Here is a 16,852-nt window from a genome sequence, read left to right on the forward strand (position 1 = left end):
GTGCCTTCGGGTTGAGCGGGTGACGATCAGACCAGCCGAACGTTTCCAAGCAGTGTCGGTCGCGGTTCACGTGTCGAACCTCGGCCAGCCACGTGATCAGGTACGGTGCGGCGGCGTTGATTCCCACCCTGACGGGCGGTTGTGGCGTGCGCGTAGCTCCTCTTCGACAAAGGTCGTCGGCGCACCTATCCGGCGTACCGGATCTGAGTGGGCGCCAGAAAAGTCAGCAGGGAGTCAGCATCCATCCGACCAGACCCTGTCGCAGGCTCCCAGAACTGAGACTGCGCGGGCCGTGATGGCGAGCGCCTGAGAGGGGCACAGTCGATCGATCGCCGGCCCCCCCGGCCGGCCGGAGAGCCCGCACGGCGATTCGGCCAGGGCTCCACCGGCTGCACGGAATGCATTTCCGCAGGTCAGCAGGCACTTTCAGGGGGACGTTGGGGAGCTGCGGGGCCGGCAGGCCGACACCACCACGAGCAGCGGCATCGTCTACAGCGCCGCCCACGCCAGCGCGAAGCTCGGCGAGCGGGTCGCCGGCCAGATCGCCCGGCAGCTCGCCGAGGCCGTCCTGCGGGAGTTCACCGCGCCCCTCCCGTTCTGACCCCGGGTCCGCGGGCCCGGCCGGGGACCCCTCGAAGCAGGTCCACCTCATGTCCGTCAGCACCGACCTGTTCGTGTTCTCGCCCTCCGCTTCCTACCCGCGGCCGTTCCGCAGCCGTCATCGACGACCACGCCCGGATCGTCCACGCTTGGTCAAGCCCGGTCGATCAGCCCGACATCGAGACCAGCCCGCCGTCCTAGGGCGCTCTGGGCGATCTTCCCGGCGCCACCGGCCGGGTGCCTCACGGAGGCCACCGAGGGCCGCCGGGCCGCCGGCGGATGATGGAACGGCGGCTCCAGATGTAGTGCTGTCTTCACTGGGCGCTCGAGCGAACGGTCATCGAGCCCGCTCCCGAGCACCCATGCCCGTCCGATCTCGCAGCCTCCTCCCGTTGCTGGGGGAGAGGCGGGCGTCGCGGCCATCCTTCGGGCACGCAAGAGACAGAATGTCCAGCCGGATAAGCCACCGCGTGGCAGTCAGGCGGTGGTCGCCGTGGGGGTGAGCAGGTGTCCCATCGCAGCCAGGACGGACGGCTCCACGCGGTAGTACACCCAGGTACCGCGGCGCTCTGAGAGCAAAAGTCCGGCGTCCTTGAGCTTCTTTAGGTGGTGGGAGACGGTCGGCTGCGAGACGCCCACGTCCGAGATGTCGCAGACGCAGGCCTCACTGTCAGGGTGCGAAGCGACCTTGGAGAACAAGCGCAGCCTTACCGGGTCGCCGAGCGCCTTGAACATGGCGGCAGTGATCTCTGACTCTTCCACCGTCAATTCGCGCTCGGTCAGGGCAGGACAGCACGGCGCGGCGGGGAGCGGGGCCGCCGCCTCCCCCTGAAGCTTTGACATGTGTCTATGTTGACACCTATATAACGCTGCTGCCAAGATCGAATAATTAGATGTCTGTCTAATCACTAAGGAAGCCGTTCATGGCCATACCCACGCAGGCTCCGCGGCAGCCCACGGCGGTAGTGACGGGGGCGAGCAGCGGTATCGGGGCGGCCACCGCACGCGATCTGGCCCGGGCCGGGTTCGCGGTGGTTCTCACCGCTCGGCGGACCGACCGTCTGGAGGCCCTCGCCAAGGAGATCCAGGCCGACGGTGGGACCGCTGTCCCGTACACGCTGGACGTCACCGACCGCGACGCCGTCGCTGCCTTCGCCGGCGGGCTGGGCGCCTGCGATGTGCTGGTGAATATCGCCGGTGGTGCGTTCGGCGTCGAGGAAGTGGCCACCGCCGATCCCGGGGACTGGCGGCACATGTTCGAGGTGAACGTGGTGGGCGCGCTTCAGATGACACAAGCGCTTCTGCCTACATTGGTGGCCGGCGGTGACGGGGTGGTGGTTGTGCTGACCTCGACGGCCTCCTTCACCTGTTACGAGGGCGGCGGCGGTTACAGCGCCGCCAAGCACGGGGCGCACGTGCTCGCGCAGACACTGCGGCTGGAAACGGTCGGGCAGCCGCTGCGGGTGGTCGAGATCGCGCCAGGGATGGTCCACACCGAGGAGTTCTCCCTCAACCGCTACCGCGGCGACTCGGATAAGGCCGACGCGGTGTACGCGGGTGTGCCGGGGCCGTTGGTGGCCGATGACGTCGCCGAAATGGTGACATGGGCGGTGACTCGGCCGCCGCACGTCAACGTCGACCTTCTGGTGGTGCGGCCGCGGGCGCAGGCAGCACAGCACAAGGTGCACCGCACTTCCTGAGCCACCCTCTCCCGCCCACCCGCCGGGGTCCTCGGCCGCGCTGATGCCTGCACCCGGATTCAGGGGTACAGGCATCCGCGTATTGGCGGGTGGAATCAGCAGCCGGTGGCGCCAGGGGCGTCGAACAGCTCGGCGGCGTAGGCGGCCAATTGCAGGGCGGCTGTCTCGTCCACGCCGAGCTCGGCCGCCGCGGCCAGCACGGCGTCCGCGGCGCTGGAGGCGGTGCCCAGGTGCCGGGCAGTGACGTGCAGCAGCTGCTCGTGCTGCTCCGGGGACAGGCCCAGGCGCAGCGCGAGAGCCTCTCCGCCGGCGGTGGCCGAGCAGACGCCGGTCTCGGGCAGCTGCAGTTCGACGGACTGGGCGGCCTCCAGATCGCCGGCCAGGAAGGCGGCGATGGAGCGGACCTGCTCGTAGCCGGTGAGCATCAAGAAGGTGGGGGCGCGGCCGTAGCTCTTCATGCCCACGGCCCAGTAGCCGGGCTCGGGGTGGGCCAGTTCGCGGTATCCGTGGGGGGTGACGGTGCCACAGGAGTGCTGGTTGGGGTCGATCAGGGGTGCCAGGGCCCGGGGGGCGGACATGATCGGGTCGAGTTCCAGGCGCAGTTCGCTGCTGATGCCGTGGTCGGGGCGAAAGCCGGTGGCGGCCACGATGCGGTCGGCGGTGACGGTCTGCTCGCTGCCGTCGGGGCCTCGGGAGATCAGCTGGACCTGGTCTCGGGTAGGGTCGTCGCCCAGTCGGCGGATGGTGTGGGCGCGGAAGTTGGCGGCCAGGGTGACGCGGCCGGTGTCGACGAGCATCTTCAGGCCGGAGCCGAGGGCGCCGCGGGCGGGCAGTTCATCGTCGCTGCCGCCGCCGAAGGAAGCGGCCGGGTCGGTGGCGCGGATGGCCCAGGTGATGGTAGTGCCGTCTTCGGCGTCCGCGAGCTCGGCCAGGGCGAGCAGGGTGTTGGCGGCGGAGTGCCCGGCGCCGACGACGACGGTGTGGCGGCCGGCGTGCTGGGCGCGGTCGGCGCCGAAGACGTCGGGCAGGCCGTGGGTGATCCAGGCGGCGGCGTCCGGCTCGCCGTGGGCGGGCAGGCCGTTGGCGCCGACGTGGTTGGGCTGGCGCCAGGTTCCGGAGGCGTCGATGACGGCGCGGGCCAGCAGTTCCTCGCCGTCGGCCAGACGCAGCACGAAGGGGGCGTCCTCGCGGTAGGCGGTGCGCAGCCGGTCGATGCCCAGGCGGCTGATGGCGGTGACGATGGCGTTGCAGCGGATGTGCGGGGCCAGGGCGGGGAGTTCGGCCAGGGGCTGGAGGTATTGCTTGACCAGGTCGCCGCCGGTGGGGAGTTCGGTGGCGTCGGGTTCCTGCCAGCCGGTGGCGGCCAGCAGGCGGCGGGCGGCCGGGTCGGTGTTGTACTCCCAGGGGCTGAACAGCTGGATGTGGGACCAGGCCCGGACGGCTGCCGCGGGGGTGTCACCGGCTTCCACGACAGTGAAGGGGACGCCGCGTTCGGAAAGATGCGCGGCGGCCGCCAGGCCGATGGGGCCGGCTCCGATCACGGCGACGGGAAGCTGGTCGAGGCTGTGGTCAACCACGGTGTGGTGTCCTTTCAGGCACTGGGGCAGGCAGCGATGGGGGTCAGGCGCCGGGCGCGGGTTCGTGCGAGGCGGACGCGAAGGCTTCTGCCTGCGCGCGCTCGGCGGCGCGCTGCTGGACCCGGCGCTGTAATTCGGCGATGGCCGCGCAGCAGGGGCTGGCGTCGGCCGCGGGGGCGTCGGCTGGGGGCTGCGGCGGTATCTGTTCGCTCAACGGTGTCGGCTCCTGTCGCGACGGGTCCGGCGGTTGCCGGGAAGGGTCCCGCATCACAACCGCCTATATAGATAAACGACGAATCAACCTCCAGGGTCGCCGTTGATTCGATGAATGTCAACCTGGCGGCGCGGCATCGCCGGCTGTGACGAGGGTCACCTTGAGCCTCGTTGCGTCTGGCCCCCTGAGGAGCCAATCTCGATACATGTCGAAACAACGGGGGGAGTTCGGCGCGGGCAACCAGCCCGCGTCGTAACGCCATTGGGAACCGGTGGCTGATGCCGAAACGCCGCCTTCGACCCGTGAACCGCACGACGCGCTCGCCACGCGCCGCACGGTCCGCCTGACGGGACCGGCCGTTCCCTCACCCCTCGCACACCCTTTTGCGTGCACGCCCGCCACCGGGCCCGGCACTGTCGCCGGCCCGCCCGCGTGCACGCCATGGGCCTTCCCGTGCTGCGCACCGTGAACAGCTTCACCATGCCCGGAAGGACACCCATGCCCCACGACCCCACCACCACGGCCGCAGCCGGTGAGCCGATCGCCATCGTCGGCATGGCCGGACGGTTCGCCGATGCCACCAGCCCGCAAGAGCTCTGGGACATGCTGCTGCAGGGCCGCGACGCCATCACCGAGATACCTCCCGATCGCTACGACATCGACGCCGTCTACGACCCCGCGCCCCGCACGCCCGGCCGTACCGTCAGCCGGTGGGGCGGCCTGCTGCGCGACATCGACGCCTTCGACGCGGAGTTCTTCGGCATCTCCCCCCGCGAGGCCGACCGGATGGACCCCCAGCAGCGCCTGCTGCTGGAGACCGCCTACGAGGCCCTCGAAGACGCCGGCCAGCCGCTGGGCCGTATCGCCGGAACCGACACCGGCGTGTTCATCGGGCAGCTCGGCGGCGACTACTGGCACCTGCAGTACGCCGACCGTGACAAGCTCGACCTGTACGCGATGACCGGCGCCGCCTCACGCGCCATCACCTCCGGCCGCTTGTCCTACGCCTTCGACCTGCGCGGCCCCAGCTTCACCGTCGACACCGCCTGCTCCTCCGCGCTGGTCGCCGTCCACAACGCCGTCCAGGCCCTGCGGCTGGGCGAATGCCCCCTGGCCATCGCCGGCGGCGTCAACATCGTGCTGCTCCCCGAGGAAGGCGTCGTCTACTCCGGCGCCGGCATGCTCGCCTCCGACGGCCGCTGCAAGTTCGCCGACGCTTCCGGCGACGGCTTCGTGCGCAGCGACGGCATCGGCGTGGTGGTCCTCAAGCCGCTGTCCGCGGCGCTCGCCGACGGCGACCGCATCCGCGCCGTCATCCGCGGCTCGGCCGTCGGTAACGACGGTCAAAGCAGCGGCTACCTCGTCACCCCGGCCGTCGAAGGCCAGCGCGACGTGCTGCGCCGCGCCTACACAAACGCCGGAGTCGACCCCGCCGACGTCGATTACGTCGAGGCCCACGGCACAGGCACCAGCGTGGGCGACCCCGTCGAACTGCAAGCTCTTGCCGACGTCCTCGGCCCCCGCGAAGACGGCCGCCACTGCCTTGTCGGCTCGGTCAAGACCAACATCGGGCACGCCGAAGCCGCCGCCGGCATCGCCGGCCTCATCAAGGCGGTGCTGTGCCTGGAACACCGCACCGTGCCGCCCAACCTGCACCTGAACAACCCCAACCCCGCCGTCGCCTGGGACACCCTGCCCCTGGCCGTCCCCACCCAGGCCACCGCGCTGCCCGACCGGGGCCGGCCCGCCATCGCGGGCGTGAGCAGCTTCGGCTTCTCCGGCACCAACGCCCACCTGGTCATCGAAGCCGCCCCCCAGCCCGCCCCCGCCGCCACTGCGGCCGCGGCGCCCGAGCGCACCGAACTGCTGGCGCTGTCGGCGTACAGCCCCGAAGCCCTGGCCGACCTGGCCCGCCGCACCGCCGACCACCTCGACGGCGACGGCGCCGGCCACAGCCTGCGCGACATCTGCCACTCCGCCGCGCTGCGCCGCACCACCCACGACGCCCGCCTGGCGCTGCCGGTCGACAACCACACCGACGCCGCCGCCGCGCTCCGCGCGTTCGCCGACGGCGAGGACGAGCCGGGGCTGTCCTTCAGCGACTACACCGACCCCACAGGCCGTCCCCGGATCGCGTTCGTCTTCCCCGGCCAGGGCTCCCAGTGGCCCGGCATGGGCCGTGAACTCCTCGACACTGAACCGGTCTTCCACCAGGCCATGCAGGCCTGCGACACCGCGATCAAGGCCGAGACCGGCTGGTCGGTCATCGAGCTGCTGCGCTCCGCCGACGAGGAGCGCATGAAGGAACTCGACGTCATCCAGCCCACCTTGTGGGCCATGGAGATCGCGCTGGCCCAGCTGTGGCGGTCCTGGGGCGTGGAGCCCGACGTCGTCATCGGGCACAGCATGGGCGAGTCCGCGGCCGCCTACATCGCCGGTGCCCTGTCACTGGCCGACGCCGCCGCCGTCATCTGCCGCCGCAGCCGCCTGGCCAAGCGCCTGTCCGGGCGCGGCACCATGGCCTGGGTCGCGCTGCCCGCCGACGAGGCCGCCGCCGCGCTGGCCGGCCACGAGGACCTCGTCGCGGTCGCCGCCGCCAACAGCCCCACCTCCACCCTGCTGTCCGGGGACGGCAACGCCCTCGCCAAGGTCCTGGCCGGACTCGACGCCCGCGGCGTCGACGGCCGCAAGGTCAACGTCGACTTCGCCTCGCACTGCCCGCAGATGGACGCTCTGCGCGAGGACCTGCTCGCCGAACTCGCCCACCTCACCCCCCGGGCCGGCAGCATTCCGCTGCACTCCACGCTGCTCAACGAGGTGATCGACGGCTCCGGCATGGACGCCGACTACTGGGTGCGCAACATCCGCCAGCCCGTCGACTTTGTCGGCGCCGTCCGCGGCCAGCTCGACGCCGGTGACACCGTCTTCGTCGAAGTCAGCCCGCACCCGCTGCTCGTGGCCGGCATCCGCGAGACCAGCTGCGCCCACACCGGCAGCGACACCACCGCCGTCGGCAGCCTGCGCCGCCACACCGGCGAACGCGCCTGCCTGCTCACCAATGCCGGTGCCCTGCACACCGCCGGCACCGCCCTGGACTGGAACGCGCTCACCGACGGCGGCCGCTTCGTGCCGCTACCCGCCTACCCCTGGCAGCGCACCCGCCACTGGATCAGCCCTGCGCCGGCTGCTGCCGCCGAGGCCAAAGCGGCCGCAGCACCCACCCAGGCCTCGGATCAGCGGGCCGAGCACCCGCTGCTGGGACGCCCGATGCCCGCGCAGGACACCACCTTGGTCTGGCAGGGCCCGCTCGACCTGGCCGGCAACGCCTACCTGCGCGACCACCGCATCCAGGACACCATCATCCTGCCGGGCACCGCCCACCTCGAGCTCGTCGCCGCGGCCGCCCGCACCGTCCTGACCAGCGGCCCGCTGTCGGTGACCGACGTGCACTACCACCGCGCGCTGTTCCTCGACGACCACGGGCCCGCGCCCGAGGTCAAGGTCACCCTCACCCCGCGCCCGGACGGATCGCTGCACTGCTGCATCCACAGCCTGCAGGAGGGCGACGACGGCGAGTGGCTCCTGCACACCGAGGCCACCGCGCGCATGGCCCCCTCCCCCGGCGCCACCGCGCCCGCGCCCGAGTCGCTGGAGGACCTCCGCGGCCGCCTCACCGAGCACCAGGACGCCGCCGGTTTCTACCCCTGGAACGCCGAACGCGGCAACCAGTGGAACGGCACCTTCCAAGGCATCCGGGAACTGTGGCGCACCGACGGCGAGGTCCTGGCCCGCCTGGCCTGCCCAGCCCCGCTCACCGACACCTTGGCACGTCACCACTTCCACCCGGCCCTGCTGGACGCCAGCGGCCACGCCATGGCCGCCGCCCGGCCGCTGACCGTCCCCGGCGAGGAGGGCGTCTTCGTCCTCGGCGGCATCGACGAAGTCGTCTTCCACCAGCAGCCGCCCGCGTCGCTGTGGAGCCACGCCAGGCTGCTGCCCGCCGCGCGTGAGGACTCCTTTAGCGCCGACATCGGCATCCGCGCCGACGACGGGCGCCTGATCGCCCAGATGCGCGGCCTGCGCCTGCAGTACCTGGCCGGGCACGCTCCCGCCCCCCTCGCCTCCCGCCCCAAGGACACGCCCGTGATCGACCCGACCCCCGCGCCCGCCTCCGCTGCAGGCGGCAGCGGCATGGACATCTGGCTGCACACCCTCACCTGGGACAGCGCCCCGCTGCCCGCCCCCGACGGGCCTTCCGGTGCGGACGGCTTCTGGCTCGTGCTCACCGACAGCGGCCCCACCGGCCGCGCCCTGGTGCGGGAGCTGACCGGCCGCGGGCAGCGCGTCGTGGCCCTCACCACCGGATCCGGCCGCACCGCCGGGGCCGGGGACCGCTACCGCATCGACCCGGCGCGCGAAGACCAGTACGCCCACGTCCTCAAAGACATCGCCCGCGACGGCACCTGCCGCGGCGTCATCCACCTGTGGGCGCTGGACGCGCACGCCGGACTGGACGCCACTGCCACCGAGATCCGCCGCGCCCAGCTGCTGGCCGCCCACAGCGTCCTGCACCTGACACGCGCCCTGGAGCAGCAGGACCTGGGCTGGCCGCCGCTGTGGCTGGTCACCCAGCACGCCCAGGCCACCGGCACTGGCGACGGCGTCCGCAACCCCTTCCAGGCCGTGCTGTGGGGCCTGGGCCGGACTCTTGCCGCCGAAGCACCCGCGCTGGCCTGCCGCCTGGTCGACCTGGACCGCTCGGCCGCCAGCATCACGGCCCTTGCCGACCTGCTGCACCGCCCCGACGCCGAGGACCAGATGGCCCTGCGCGACGGCCACCGCTACGCCGCCCGGCTGCGTCCCGCCCCGGCCGCCCCTGCCGCCCCGCGCGCCCTGTCGCTGCCGGCCCCGGGCGTGATCGACGACCTGCAGCTGCTCGACGTGTCCCGGCGGGACGTCGCCGCCGACGAGGTCCGGATCCAGGTCAGCCACGCCGGGGTCAACTACCGGGACGTGCTGCTGGCTCTGGGCATGTATCCCGGCCAGGACAACCGGCCGCCCGTCATGGGCTGGGAGTGCTCCGGCACGGTCATTCAGACCGGGCCCGCGGTCACCGGTGTCGCCGTCGGCGACGAGGTCGTCGCCTTCGCCGAGGGCGCCCTGGCCGGGGAAGTCGTCACCCGCGCCTGTCTGACCGCTCCCAAGCCCGCCCGCCTGACCTTCGCACAGGCCGCGACGGTGCCCGCCGCCTACCTCACCGCCTACCACGCCCTTATCGACCTGGCCGGCCTGCGGAAGGGCCAGAAGATCCTCATCCACTCCGCGACCGGTGGGACCGGGCAGGCCGCACTGACCATCGCGCGGTGGAAGGGCGCCCGCATCTTCGCGACCGCCGGCAGCGACGCCAAGCGGGACCTGCTGCTGCGGCTCGGGGCCGAACAGGTCGCCGACTCCCGCTCCCTGCAGTTCGCCGACGCCTTCCGGCCCGCCGTCGGTGACGGCTTCGACGTCATCGTCAACACCCTGGCCGGCGACGCCATCGCGGCCAACCTGTCGCTGATGGCGCCCTACGGGCACTACCTGGAGCTGAGCAAGCGCGACATCCTCGAGGACAACCCGCTGCCGCTCGGCGCGTTCGCCCGCAACCTGTCCTTCCACGCGGTCGACGTCGTCCACATGATCCAGCACGCGCCCGAGCGGGCCGGGCGGGTCCTGCGCGACGCCGCCGCCCTGATCGACCAGGGCGCCCTGGATGCGCTCCCGCACACCGTGTTCCCCGCCGAACAGGCCGCCGACGCCTTCCGCCTGATGGCCCAGTCCCGCCACACCGGGAAGATCGTCTTGTCCTTCGACGGCGCCGCCACCGGAGCAGCGGCCCCGGTCCGCACCCGGCCCGCGGCCATCCACGCCGACGGCACCTACCTGGTCACCGGCGGCGCTGGCGGCATCGGCGGCCGCCTGGCGCTGTGGCTGGCCGACCAGGGAGCCCGCCACCTGCTGCTGACCGGCCGCAGCGCCCTGCCCGACCCCGGCACCCCCCTGCCCGACGGCCACCCGCAGGCCGGTGCGCTGGCCGTGCTGAAGGAACTGTCCGACCGGGGCGTGGACGTCACCTACGCGGCTGTCGACGTCGCCGACCAGCACGCCATGCGCGACCTGCTGCAGGCCCGCAGCAAGCAGGGCCTGCCGCCCGTGCGGGGGGTGTTCCACGCGGCCGGCGTCATCGACTACACCCCGCTCGCCGACCTGGACCCGGCCGGCCTGGAGCAGGTCCTGGCCGCAAAGGTCTCCGGCGCCTGGAACCTGCACCGGCTTTTGAGCAGCCACGACCTGGACGCGTTCGTGCTGTTCTCCTCCGGCTCCGCGCTGCTCAGCTCCCCCATGCTCGGCGGGTACGCGGCTGGGAACGCGTTCCTGGACGCCCTGGCCCACTACCGGCACACCCACGGCCTGCCGGCGACCGTGGTCAACTGGGGCTTCTGGGACAGCGTCGGCATGGTCGCCCGCAAGGAACAGCAGGAAGAGCGCACCCTGCTGCCGCAGGGCATGGCCTCCTTCAGCCCGAAGGACGGGCTGGCCGTTCTGGGGCGGATCCTTGGCGAGGGCCGGCTGCACACCGCGGTGCTGCGCGCCGACTGGCCGGCCTGGGCCGCCGCCTACCCGTCGGCTGCGACCGCTCCCCTGCTCACTCCGCTGACCACCGCCCGGCCCACAGCCAAGCCCACTTCTGCCGCCACGGCGGTGCAGGCGCCCGCCCGGACGCCGGCGGCCCCGGCCCCGGCGCGGGCCTCGCAGTCCGCCCCAGCACCGGTGGTGGCGGCCGAGCCGGCCGAACCGGCGGCTCCTGCACCCGCTCCCGCCGCCGCGCCTGCGGCGTCCCGACCCGACACCGCTCACGACGAGGACGTCCTGGCGTTCGTCAAGCAGGAAGTCGCCCTCGTCATCGGACTGCGCCCCGAACGCCTCAACCTCAGCCGACCCCTCAACCGGCTCGGCATGGACTCCCTCATGGCCGTCGAACTGCGCAACCGCATCGAACGCCGCTACCACGTCAAGCTGCCCATGGTGCAGCTCCTCAAGGACGGCACCATCACCACCGTCGCCCAGGCCCTGACCACCGCACTCGCCCCCGCCCCGCAGACCGCCGCGCCCGCGCCGGCTCCTTCACCGGCCGCCGAGCCTGCGGCCGCCCCCGCTCCCGCATCGGCGGTGGCGGCTGAAGCAGCAGGCGAGGCCGAAGCACCAGCCCCCGCAGCCCCGGCGCCCGCGCCTGTGGCGTCCCGGCCCGACACCGCCGCCGACGAAGAGGTCCTGGCGTTCGTCAAGCAGGAAGTCGCCCTCGTTATCGGACTGCGCCCCGAACGCCTCAACCTCAGCCGACCCCTCAACCGGCTCGGCATGGACTCCCTCATGGCCGTCGAACTGCGCAACCGCATCGAACGTCGCTACCACGTCAAGCTGCCCATGGTGCAGCTCCTCAAGGACGGCACCATCACCACCGTCGCCCAGGCCCTGACCACCGCACTCGCCCCCGCCGACACCACGGCCTGACCCGACGAGGACCTCGCAGCCCATGAAGACCACCGACATCCGCATAGCCGGACTCGGCACCTACATCCCCGACATCGTCGACGCCCGCAAGGCCGTCGCCCTGGGCCTGTACGACGCCGACGACTACGAGTTCTACGGCTGGACCGGGGCCGCCGTCGCCGACGACATGCCCGCCCCCGACATGGCCGTCGCCGCAGCCCGCCAGGCCATGGAACGCTCCCGGCTCCACCCGCACGACATCGACCTGCACATCCACGCCTGCGGCCATGAGCAGGGCCCCGAAGGCTGGTCGCCGCAGCACTACATCCTGCGGCACATCACCGACCGCGACGTGCCCTCCTTCCGCGTCTGGCAGGCCTGCAGCGGCCTGATCGGTTCCCTGGAGATGGCCGCCTGCTATCTCATGGCCGTCCCCGAACGCACCACCGCGCTGCTGACCGGTGCCGACAACGTCGGTACCCCCAACTTCAACCGGTGGGCATTCGGCATCCAAAACGGCGTCCTGGGCGACGGCGCCAGCTCGGTCCTGCTGTCCAAGACCGACGGCTTCGCCAGCCTCCTGTCGATCAACACCGGCTCCACCGCCGAAGTCGAGGAGCAGTACCGCGGCTCGGAGCCGCTGTTCCCACCGTCCCTGACCGTCGGCCGCGGCATGGACTTCAAGGAGCGCCTGGCCGCCGCTGGAGGGCTGGAGGAGACAGTCGCCGAAGTCGTGCGCCGCCAGGGCGAGCTGCGCACCGAGATCGCGCTGCGCACGCTGGCCGAGGCCGGCCTGGAACCGGGCGACGTCACCCGCGTCGCCCACGTCTTCACCGGCCAGGAGAGCTACCTGAAGGTCATACTCGACCCGATGGGACTGTCCCCGCAGCAGGGCCTGCTCGACTTCGGCCGGAACCTGGGCCACATGACGGTCAACGACCAGGTCGTGGGCCTGACCCACCTCGTGGAGACCGGCCAGGTCGGACCCGGCGACCACGTCCTGATCGTCGCTCACGGCGGGGGTGTCTCCATCACCTGCGCCGTCGTGCGCATCGACCAGCGGCCCGCCTGGGCCGCCGGTTGAGCACCCCCGCACCGTGTGCCGGCCCCGTCACAGGGGCCGGCACACGGGCATGACCACCCGCTGGCACCACCACATCCCAGGGATTGACGTCCATGCTGACCACTGCCGCATCACCCTTGCTCAACGCCGAGGCGCTGATATCCACCTTCGGCCTGCTCGGCATCATGGCCACCGTCTTCGCCGAGTCCGGCCTGATCGTCTGCTTCTTCCTGCCCGGCGACTCGCTGCTGTTCACCGCGGGCCTGCTGGTCGCCAACGACCAGATCCTGCACCAGCCGCTGTGGCTGGTCATGCTCGCCATCGCCGTCGCCGCCGTGCTGGGCGACCAGTTCGGCTACGCCTTCGGCCGCAAGATCGGGCCGGCGCTGTTCCGGCGGCCCAACTCGCGGTTGTTCAAGCAGGAAAACGCGCAGCGCGCCCAGGAATTCATGCTCAAGCACGGCCCCAAGGCGCTGGTGATGGCCCGCTTCATCCCGGTCTTCCGCACCTTCATCCCGATCACCGCCGGCGTCGGCCGGATGGCGTACCGCACGTTCTTCCTCTTCAACGTCATCGGTGCCGTGCTGTGGTCGGTCAGCCTCACCCTGGTCGGCTACTACCTCGGCCAGATCGCGTTCGTCCGCGACAACATCGAGGGCATCGTCATCGGCATCGTCCTGGTCTCCGGGATCCCGATCATCATCGAGGGCATCCGGATGCGGCGCCGTGCCCGCGCCGCGAAGACTGAGCAGACTCCCGCCGCCCCCGCAACCCCCGCCGCCAGCCCGGAAACGGAGATGCCCCGCGCATGATTTCCGCTGAAGACTTCTGCGTCATCCTCGCCGACCGCGGCTTCACCACCGCCAGCGGTGTGCCCTGCTCCCACTTCGGCGGGCCGATCGCCCACCTGAGCACACAGAGCGGCCGGTACGTGCCGGCTCCGAACGAGGGCAGTGCCCTCGCGGTGGCCGCCGGCGCCGCCCTGGCCGGCCGGCGCGCCTACGTCATGCTCCAGAACTCCGGGCTGGGCAACCTCATCAACCCGCTCACCTCGCTGGTGATGACGTACCAGCTGCCGATCCTGACCTTCACCAGCCTGCGCGGCTGGCCCGACCCGGCCACCGACGAGCCCCAGCACGCCGTGATGGGCCCGGCCACACCCGCGCTCCTGGACAGTGTGGGCAGCCCGCACTACACGCTGCACGCGGCCGACACCGCCGAGGAGTTCCAGGCGATCCTCGACGCGGCGGAGAAGGATCTGGCCGCCCAACGAGCGCCGTTCGTGCTCGTCGAGCGCGGCGCCATCGGCAAGGCCACGGCTGCCGCCGAGCCAGCAGACCAAGGCCTGGAAGCGGCCGTGGCCATCGGTGTGGTCACCGCCGCCGCGCCGCAGGCCGCGGTCATCGCCACCACCGGCTACACCGGACGGGACGTGTTCGCCGTCGCCGACCGACCCGGCAACTTCTACATGCAAGGCTCCATGGGGCACGCCGGTTCCCTCGGCCTGGGCGTGGCGTTGTCCCAGCCGGAACGGACCGTGGTCGTGCTGGACGGGGACGGGGCGGTGCTCATGCACCTGGGGGCGCTGTCAATGATCGGGCACGAGGCCCCGGCGAACCTGATCCACGTAGTGCTCGACAACCGGGTGCACGAGTCGACCGGCGGGCAGGCGACGACGTCGGCTACCACCTCCTTCCCGCAGGTGGCGCTGGCGGCCGGATACGCCAGCGCGGTGGCGTGTGACAGCAGCGACGCACTGAGCGAGGCCATGGGGCGCGCGCAGGCCGCCCCGGGGCCGCACCTGATCAGTGTGCGGACGCTGCCGCGGACCGGGGCGATCCCGCCGCGGGCGACGAACGCGCTCAGCCCGCAGGACATCCGTGACCGCTTCCAGGCCAGCCTCACGCAGTAGGGGCTGCGCCCACCACACGCCAAGGGCCGTACCCCGCAGGTCGGGGGTACGGCCCAAGGCATGGCGTTCAGGTCAGCTGCCGGCGGCCGCCAGGGGTGTGTCGGCCTCGGGGTGGAGGCAGGCCGCCACCGTCTCCGGGTCCAGCGCGGCCAGGCTGGCGATCATCCGCAGCGGCTCGGCCAGAGTCTGGCAGCACATCACGTACTGGTTGCTGCGGCCCTGGGGGATGGCCTCCACCAACTGCTGCTCCCGCAGCGGGGCCAGGTGGTGGCTGACCAGGGTCTGACTCAGGCCGGTCGCTTCCTGCAACTCCTTGACCGTGCGAGGACGCTGGGCGATGAGCAGGATCAGCGTCAGCCGTGTCTCGTCGGCCAGCGCCCGCAGCTTGGGCGCCAGCATCTGGGCCCGCTCGCGTTCACTGAGCCACTGGGCGGGATCACTGACCGCGACCTTGAGCTTCGACGGCCGGGCCATCGCCACCTCCTCATCACCCCCGGGCCGGCCGCCGGCTGGCCCTCCCGCTACGGGAACGCTCCGGGCAGGCCGGGCGGTGCCTTCAATCCTACGCACGACGTTCCTCCCGGTCAGTTACGAGGTGGCATGTACGTCAGCGCTGCCGGGCTGGGTTGCCGGCTCGGCCTGCGCGGTGCCGTCGTCGGTGGTGCGGGCGCGGGGCAGAACGATCGCCGAGGCGACCGCGCCGGCCAGGGCGATGCCCACCGCGATCAGCAACGTGGTGGCGAAGCCGCCGACGAAGGCGTCCTGGGCGGCCTGCAGCACCCGCTGCCCGGCCGCTCCGCCGACTTCCTGGGCGACCGCCGAGGCACCGGCCAGGGACTCGCGTACGGCCTCACCTGCCTGGCCGGGCAGTTGTGCGGCCTGCGGGAGGTCATCGCGGTACAGGGTGGCGATCACACTGCCGCTCACCGCGATGCCGAGTGCGCCGCCGACCTGCATGCCGACGTCGGCCACCGCGGAGCCGGCGCCGGCCTGGCGGGCGGCGGAGACCACCAAGATGGCGTCCACAGCGGCCGGCAGCGCGATTCCCATGCCCAGCCCGAACACCGCAAGCCCCCACAGCGCCTGGGCCTGGTCGTCAACCTGGAGTCCGGCCAGCAGGCCCAGGCCTGCCGCGCACAGCAGCAGACCGATGACCACGGTGGCCTTCAGCCCGGCGCGCTCCACAAGCTTGGCCGACAGCGGGGCGCCGACCATCATGGTGCCGATCGCGAGCATCCGCAGGCCCGCGCCGAGCGGGTCCAGCTCGAGCACGGACTGCAGATACTGGGTCAGCAGGTAAAGGCCGCTGTAGAGGCCGAAGGAGGTGCAGGCGATGGCCAGTGCGCCGCCGCCGTAGCGGGCGTTGAAGAACAGACCGATGTCGATCATGGGGTGGGCGATGTTGCGTTCCCAGACCACGAAGGCGACCATCAGCGCGACACCGATCGCAAGGGAGGCGAGGGTGACGACGTCGCCCCAGCCGTAGTGCGGGGCTTCTACCAGGCCGTAGACAATCGCGACGAGGCCGGCCACGGACAGCAGGGCTCCGGTCAGGTCCAAGCCGGGGTGGCCTTCGGCCTTGGACTCGGGGATCAGCTTGGCGCCGCCGATCAGGGCGATCGCGGCCAGGGGGACGTTGATGAGGAACATCGAGCCCCACCAGAAGTGCTCCAGCAGCACGCCGCTGACCAGCGGGCCGAGCGGCACGCCGACGGCTGCGGCACCGGACCAGATGCCGATGGCCTTGCCCTGCTCCTCGGGCGGGAAGACGTCCTTGATGATGGCGAGGGTGGCAGGCATCATCAGCGCCGCCGCGATACCCATCAGGGCCCGGAAGGTGATCAGCAGTTCGGTGCTGGCAGCGAAGGCCGCGCCCAGGCTGGTCACCGCGAACGCGGCCAGTCCGATGGCCAGCAGCCGCTTGCGGCCGAACCGGTCGGACAGGCCGCCGGCCATCAGCAACAGGCCGCCGAAGGCCAGCGCGTAGGAGTCGACCGTCCACTGCAGTTGGCTGCTGGTGGCGTCCAGGTCCTTCTGGATGCTGGGCAGGGCCAAGTTCAGGATCAGGGTGTCGAGCCCGATCAGGACCAGGCTCAGACAAAGGATGGTCAGGATCTGCCATCGGCGCGGGTGTCCGGCGGGGCGGTTCACTAACAGATCTCCCTCAACGGTGTGTAAGTGGCAGCGCCGGCTCGGTGGTTGCGAAGGCACAAAAGCGGCAAGACGCTGCTCGATCGGACCGGCCGAGCACTGGCC

General features: G+C 71.8%; 10 protein-coding genes. 5 read left to right on the plus strand and 5 right to left on the minus strand.

Annotated elements, in window-relative coordinates:
- Nucleotides 1–1,077: 1,077 nt before the first annotated feature.
- Nucleotides 1,078–1,443: an ArsR/SmtB family transcription factor gene (locus AC3ET4_RS10980; RefSeq protein ID WP_431948503.1), complete on the minus strand. Its 366-nt coding sequence runs from the start codon at nt 1,441–1,443 to the stop codon at nt 1,078–1,080.
- 80 nt (nt 1,444–1,523) lie between these two features.
- Here AC3ET4_RS10980 and AC3ET4_RS10985 point away from each other — a divergent pair, with 80 nt between their 5' ends.
- Nucleotides 1,524–2,300, plus strand: coding sequence for an SDR family NAD(P)-dependent oxidoreductase (locus AC3ET4_RS10985; RefSeq protein WP_431948504.1), 777 nt, complete (start codon nt 1,524–1,526; stop codon nt 2,298–2,300).
- Between the two features lie 95 nt (nt 2,301–2,395).
- On the opposite strand, the gene AC3ET4_RS10990 is transcribed toward AC3ET4_RS10985, so the two are convergent.
- Both AC3ET4_RS10990 and AC3ET4_RS10995 read right to left on the minus strand, forming a co-directional pair.
- The gene (locus tag AC3ET4_RS10990; RefSeq protein WP_431948505.1) at nt 2,396–3,877 is read right to left on the minus strand and encodes an FAD-dependent oxidoreductase; all 1,482 of its coding nucleotides are present in this window, start codon (nt 3,875–3,877) and stop codon (nt 2,396–2,398) included.
- 43 nt (nt 3,878–3,920) lie between these two features.
- The gene (locus AC3ET4_RS10995) at nt 3,921–4,091 is read right to left on the minus strand and encodes a hypothetical protein (RefSeq protein ID WP_431948506.1); all 171 of its coding nucleotides are present in this window, start codon (nt 4,089–4,091) and stop codon (nt 3,921–3,923) included.
- A gap of 498 nt (nt 4,092–4,589) precedes the next feature.
- Between AC3ET4_RS10995 and AC3ET4_RS11000 the strand changes: the two genes are divergently transcribed.
- The 4 genes from AC3ET4_RS11000 (at nt 4,590) to aepY (ending at nt 14,596) form a co-directional block, all read left to right on the plus strand.
- The gene (locus AC3ET4_RS11000) at nt 4,590–11,642 is read left to right on the plus strand and encodes a type I polyketide synthase (protein ID WP_431948507.1); all 7,053 of its coding nucleotides are present in this window, start codon (nt 4,590–4,592) and stop codon (nt 11,640–11,642) included.
- 22 nt (nt 11,643–11,664) lie between these two features.
- Nucleotides 11,665–12,705, plus strand: a complete 1,041-nt coding sequence (locus AC3ET4_RS11005) for a ketoacyl-ACP synthase III family protein (RefSeq protein WP_431948508.1) — start codon at nt 11,665–11,667, stop codon at nt 12,703–12,705.
- 92 nt (nt 12,706–12,797) lie between these two features.
- Nucleotides 12,798–13,496: a DedA family protein gene (locus tag AC3ET4_RS11010; RefSeq protein WP_431948509.1), complete on the plus strand. Its 699-nt coding sequence runs from the start codon at nt 12,798–12,800 to the stop codon at nt 13,494–13,496.
- Entirely contained in the window at nt 13,493–14,596 is a 1,104-nt protein-coding gene (aepY, locus tag AC3ET4_RS11015) for a phosphonopyruvate decarboxylase (RefSeq protein ID WP_431948510.1), read from the plus strand. The genes AC3ET4_RS11010 and aepY overlap by 4 nt, the downstream gene beginning before the upstream one ends.
- A 72-nt stretch (nt 14,597–14,668) precedes the next feature.
- Here aepY and AC3ET4_RS11020 read toward each other — a convergent pair whose 3' ends face one another.
- Together AC3ET4_RS11020 and AC3ET4_RS11025 are read right to left on the minus strand one after the other, a co-directional pair.
- The gene (locus AC3ET4_RS11020; protein WP_431948511.1) at nt 14,669–15,070 is read right to left on the minus strand and encodes an ArsR/SmtB family transcription factor; all 402 of its coding nucleotides are present in this window, start codon (nt 15,068–15,070) and stop codon (nt 14,669–14,671) included.
- A gap of 114 nt (nt 15,071–15,184) precedes the next feature.
- Entirely contained in the window at nt 15,185–16,747 is a 1,563-nt protein-coding gene (locus AC3ET4_RS11025) for an MFS transporter (protein WP_431948512.1), read from the minus strand.
- Nucleotides 16,748–16,852 lie beyond the last annotated feature (105 nt).

This window comes from Actinacidiphila sp. bgisy167 (assembly GCF_057707665.1).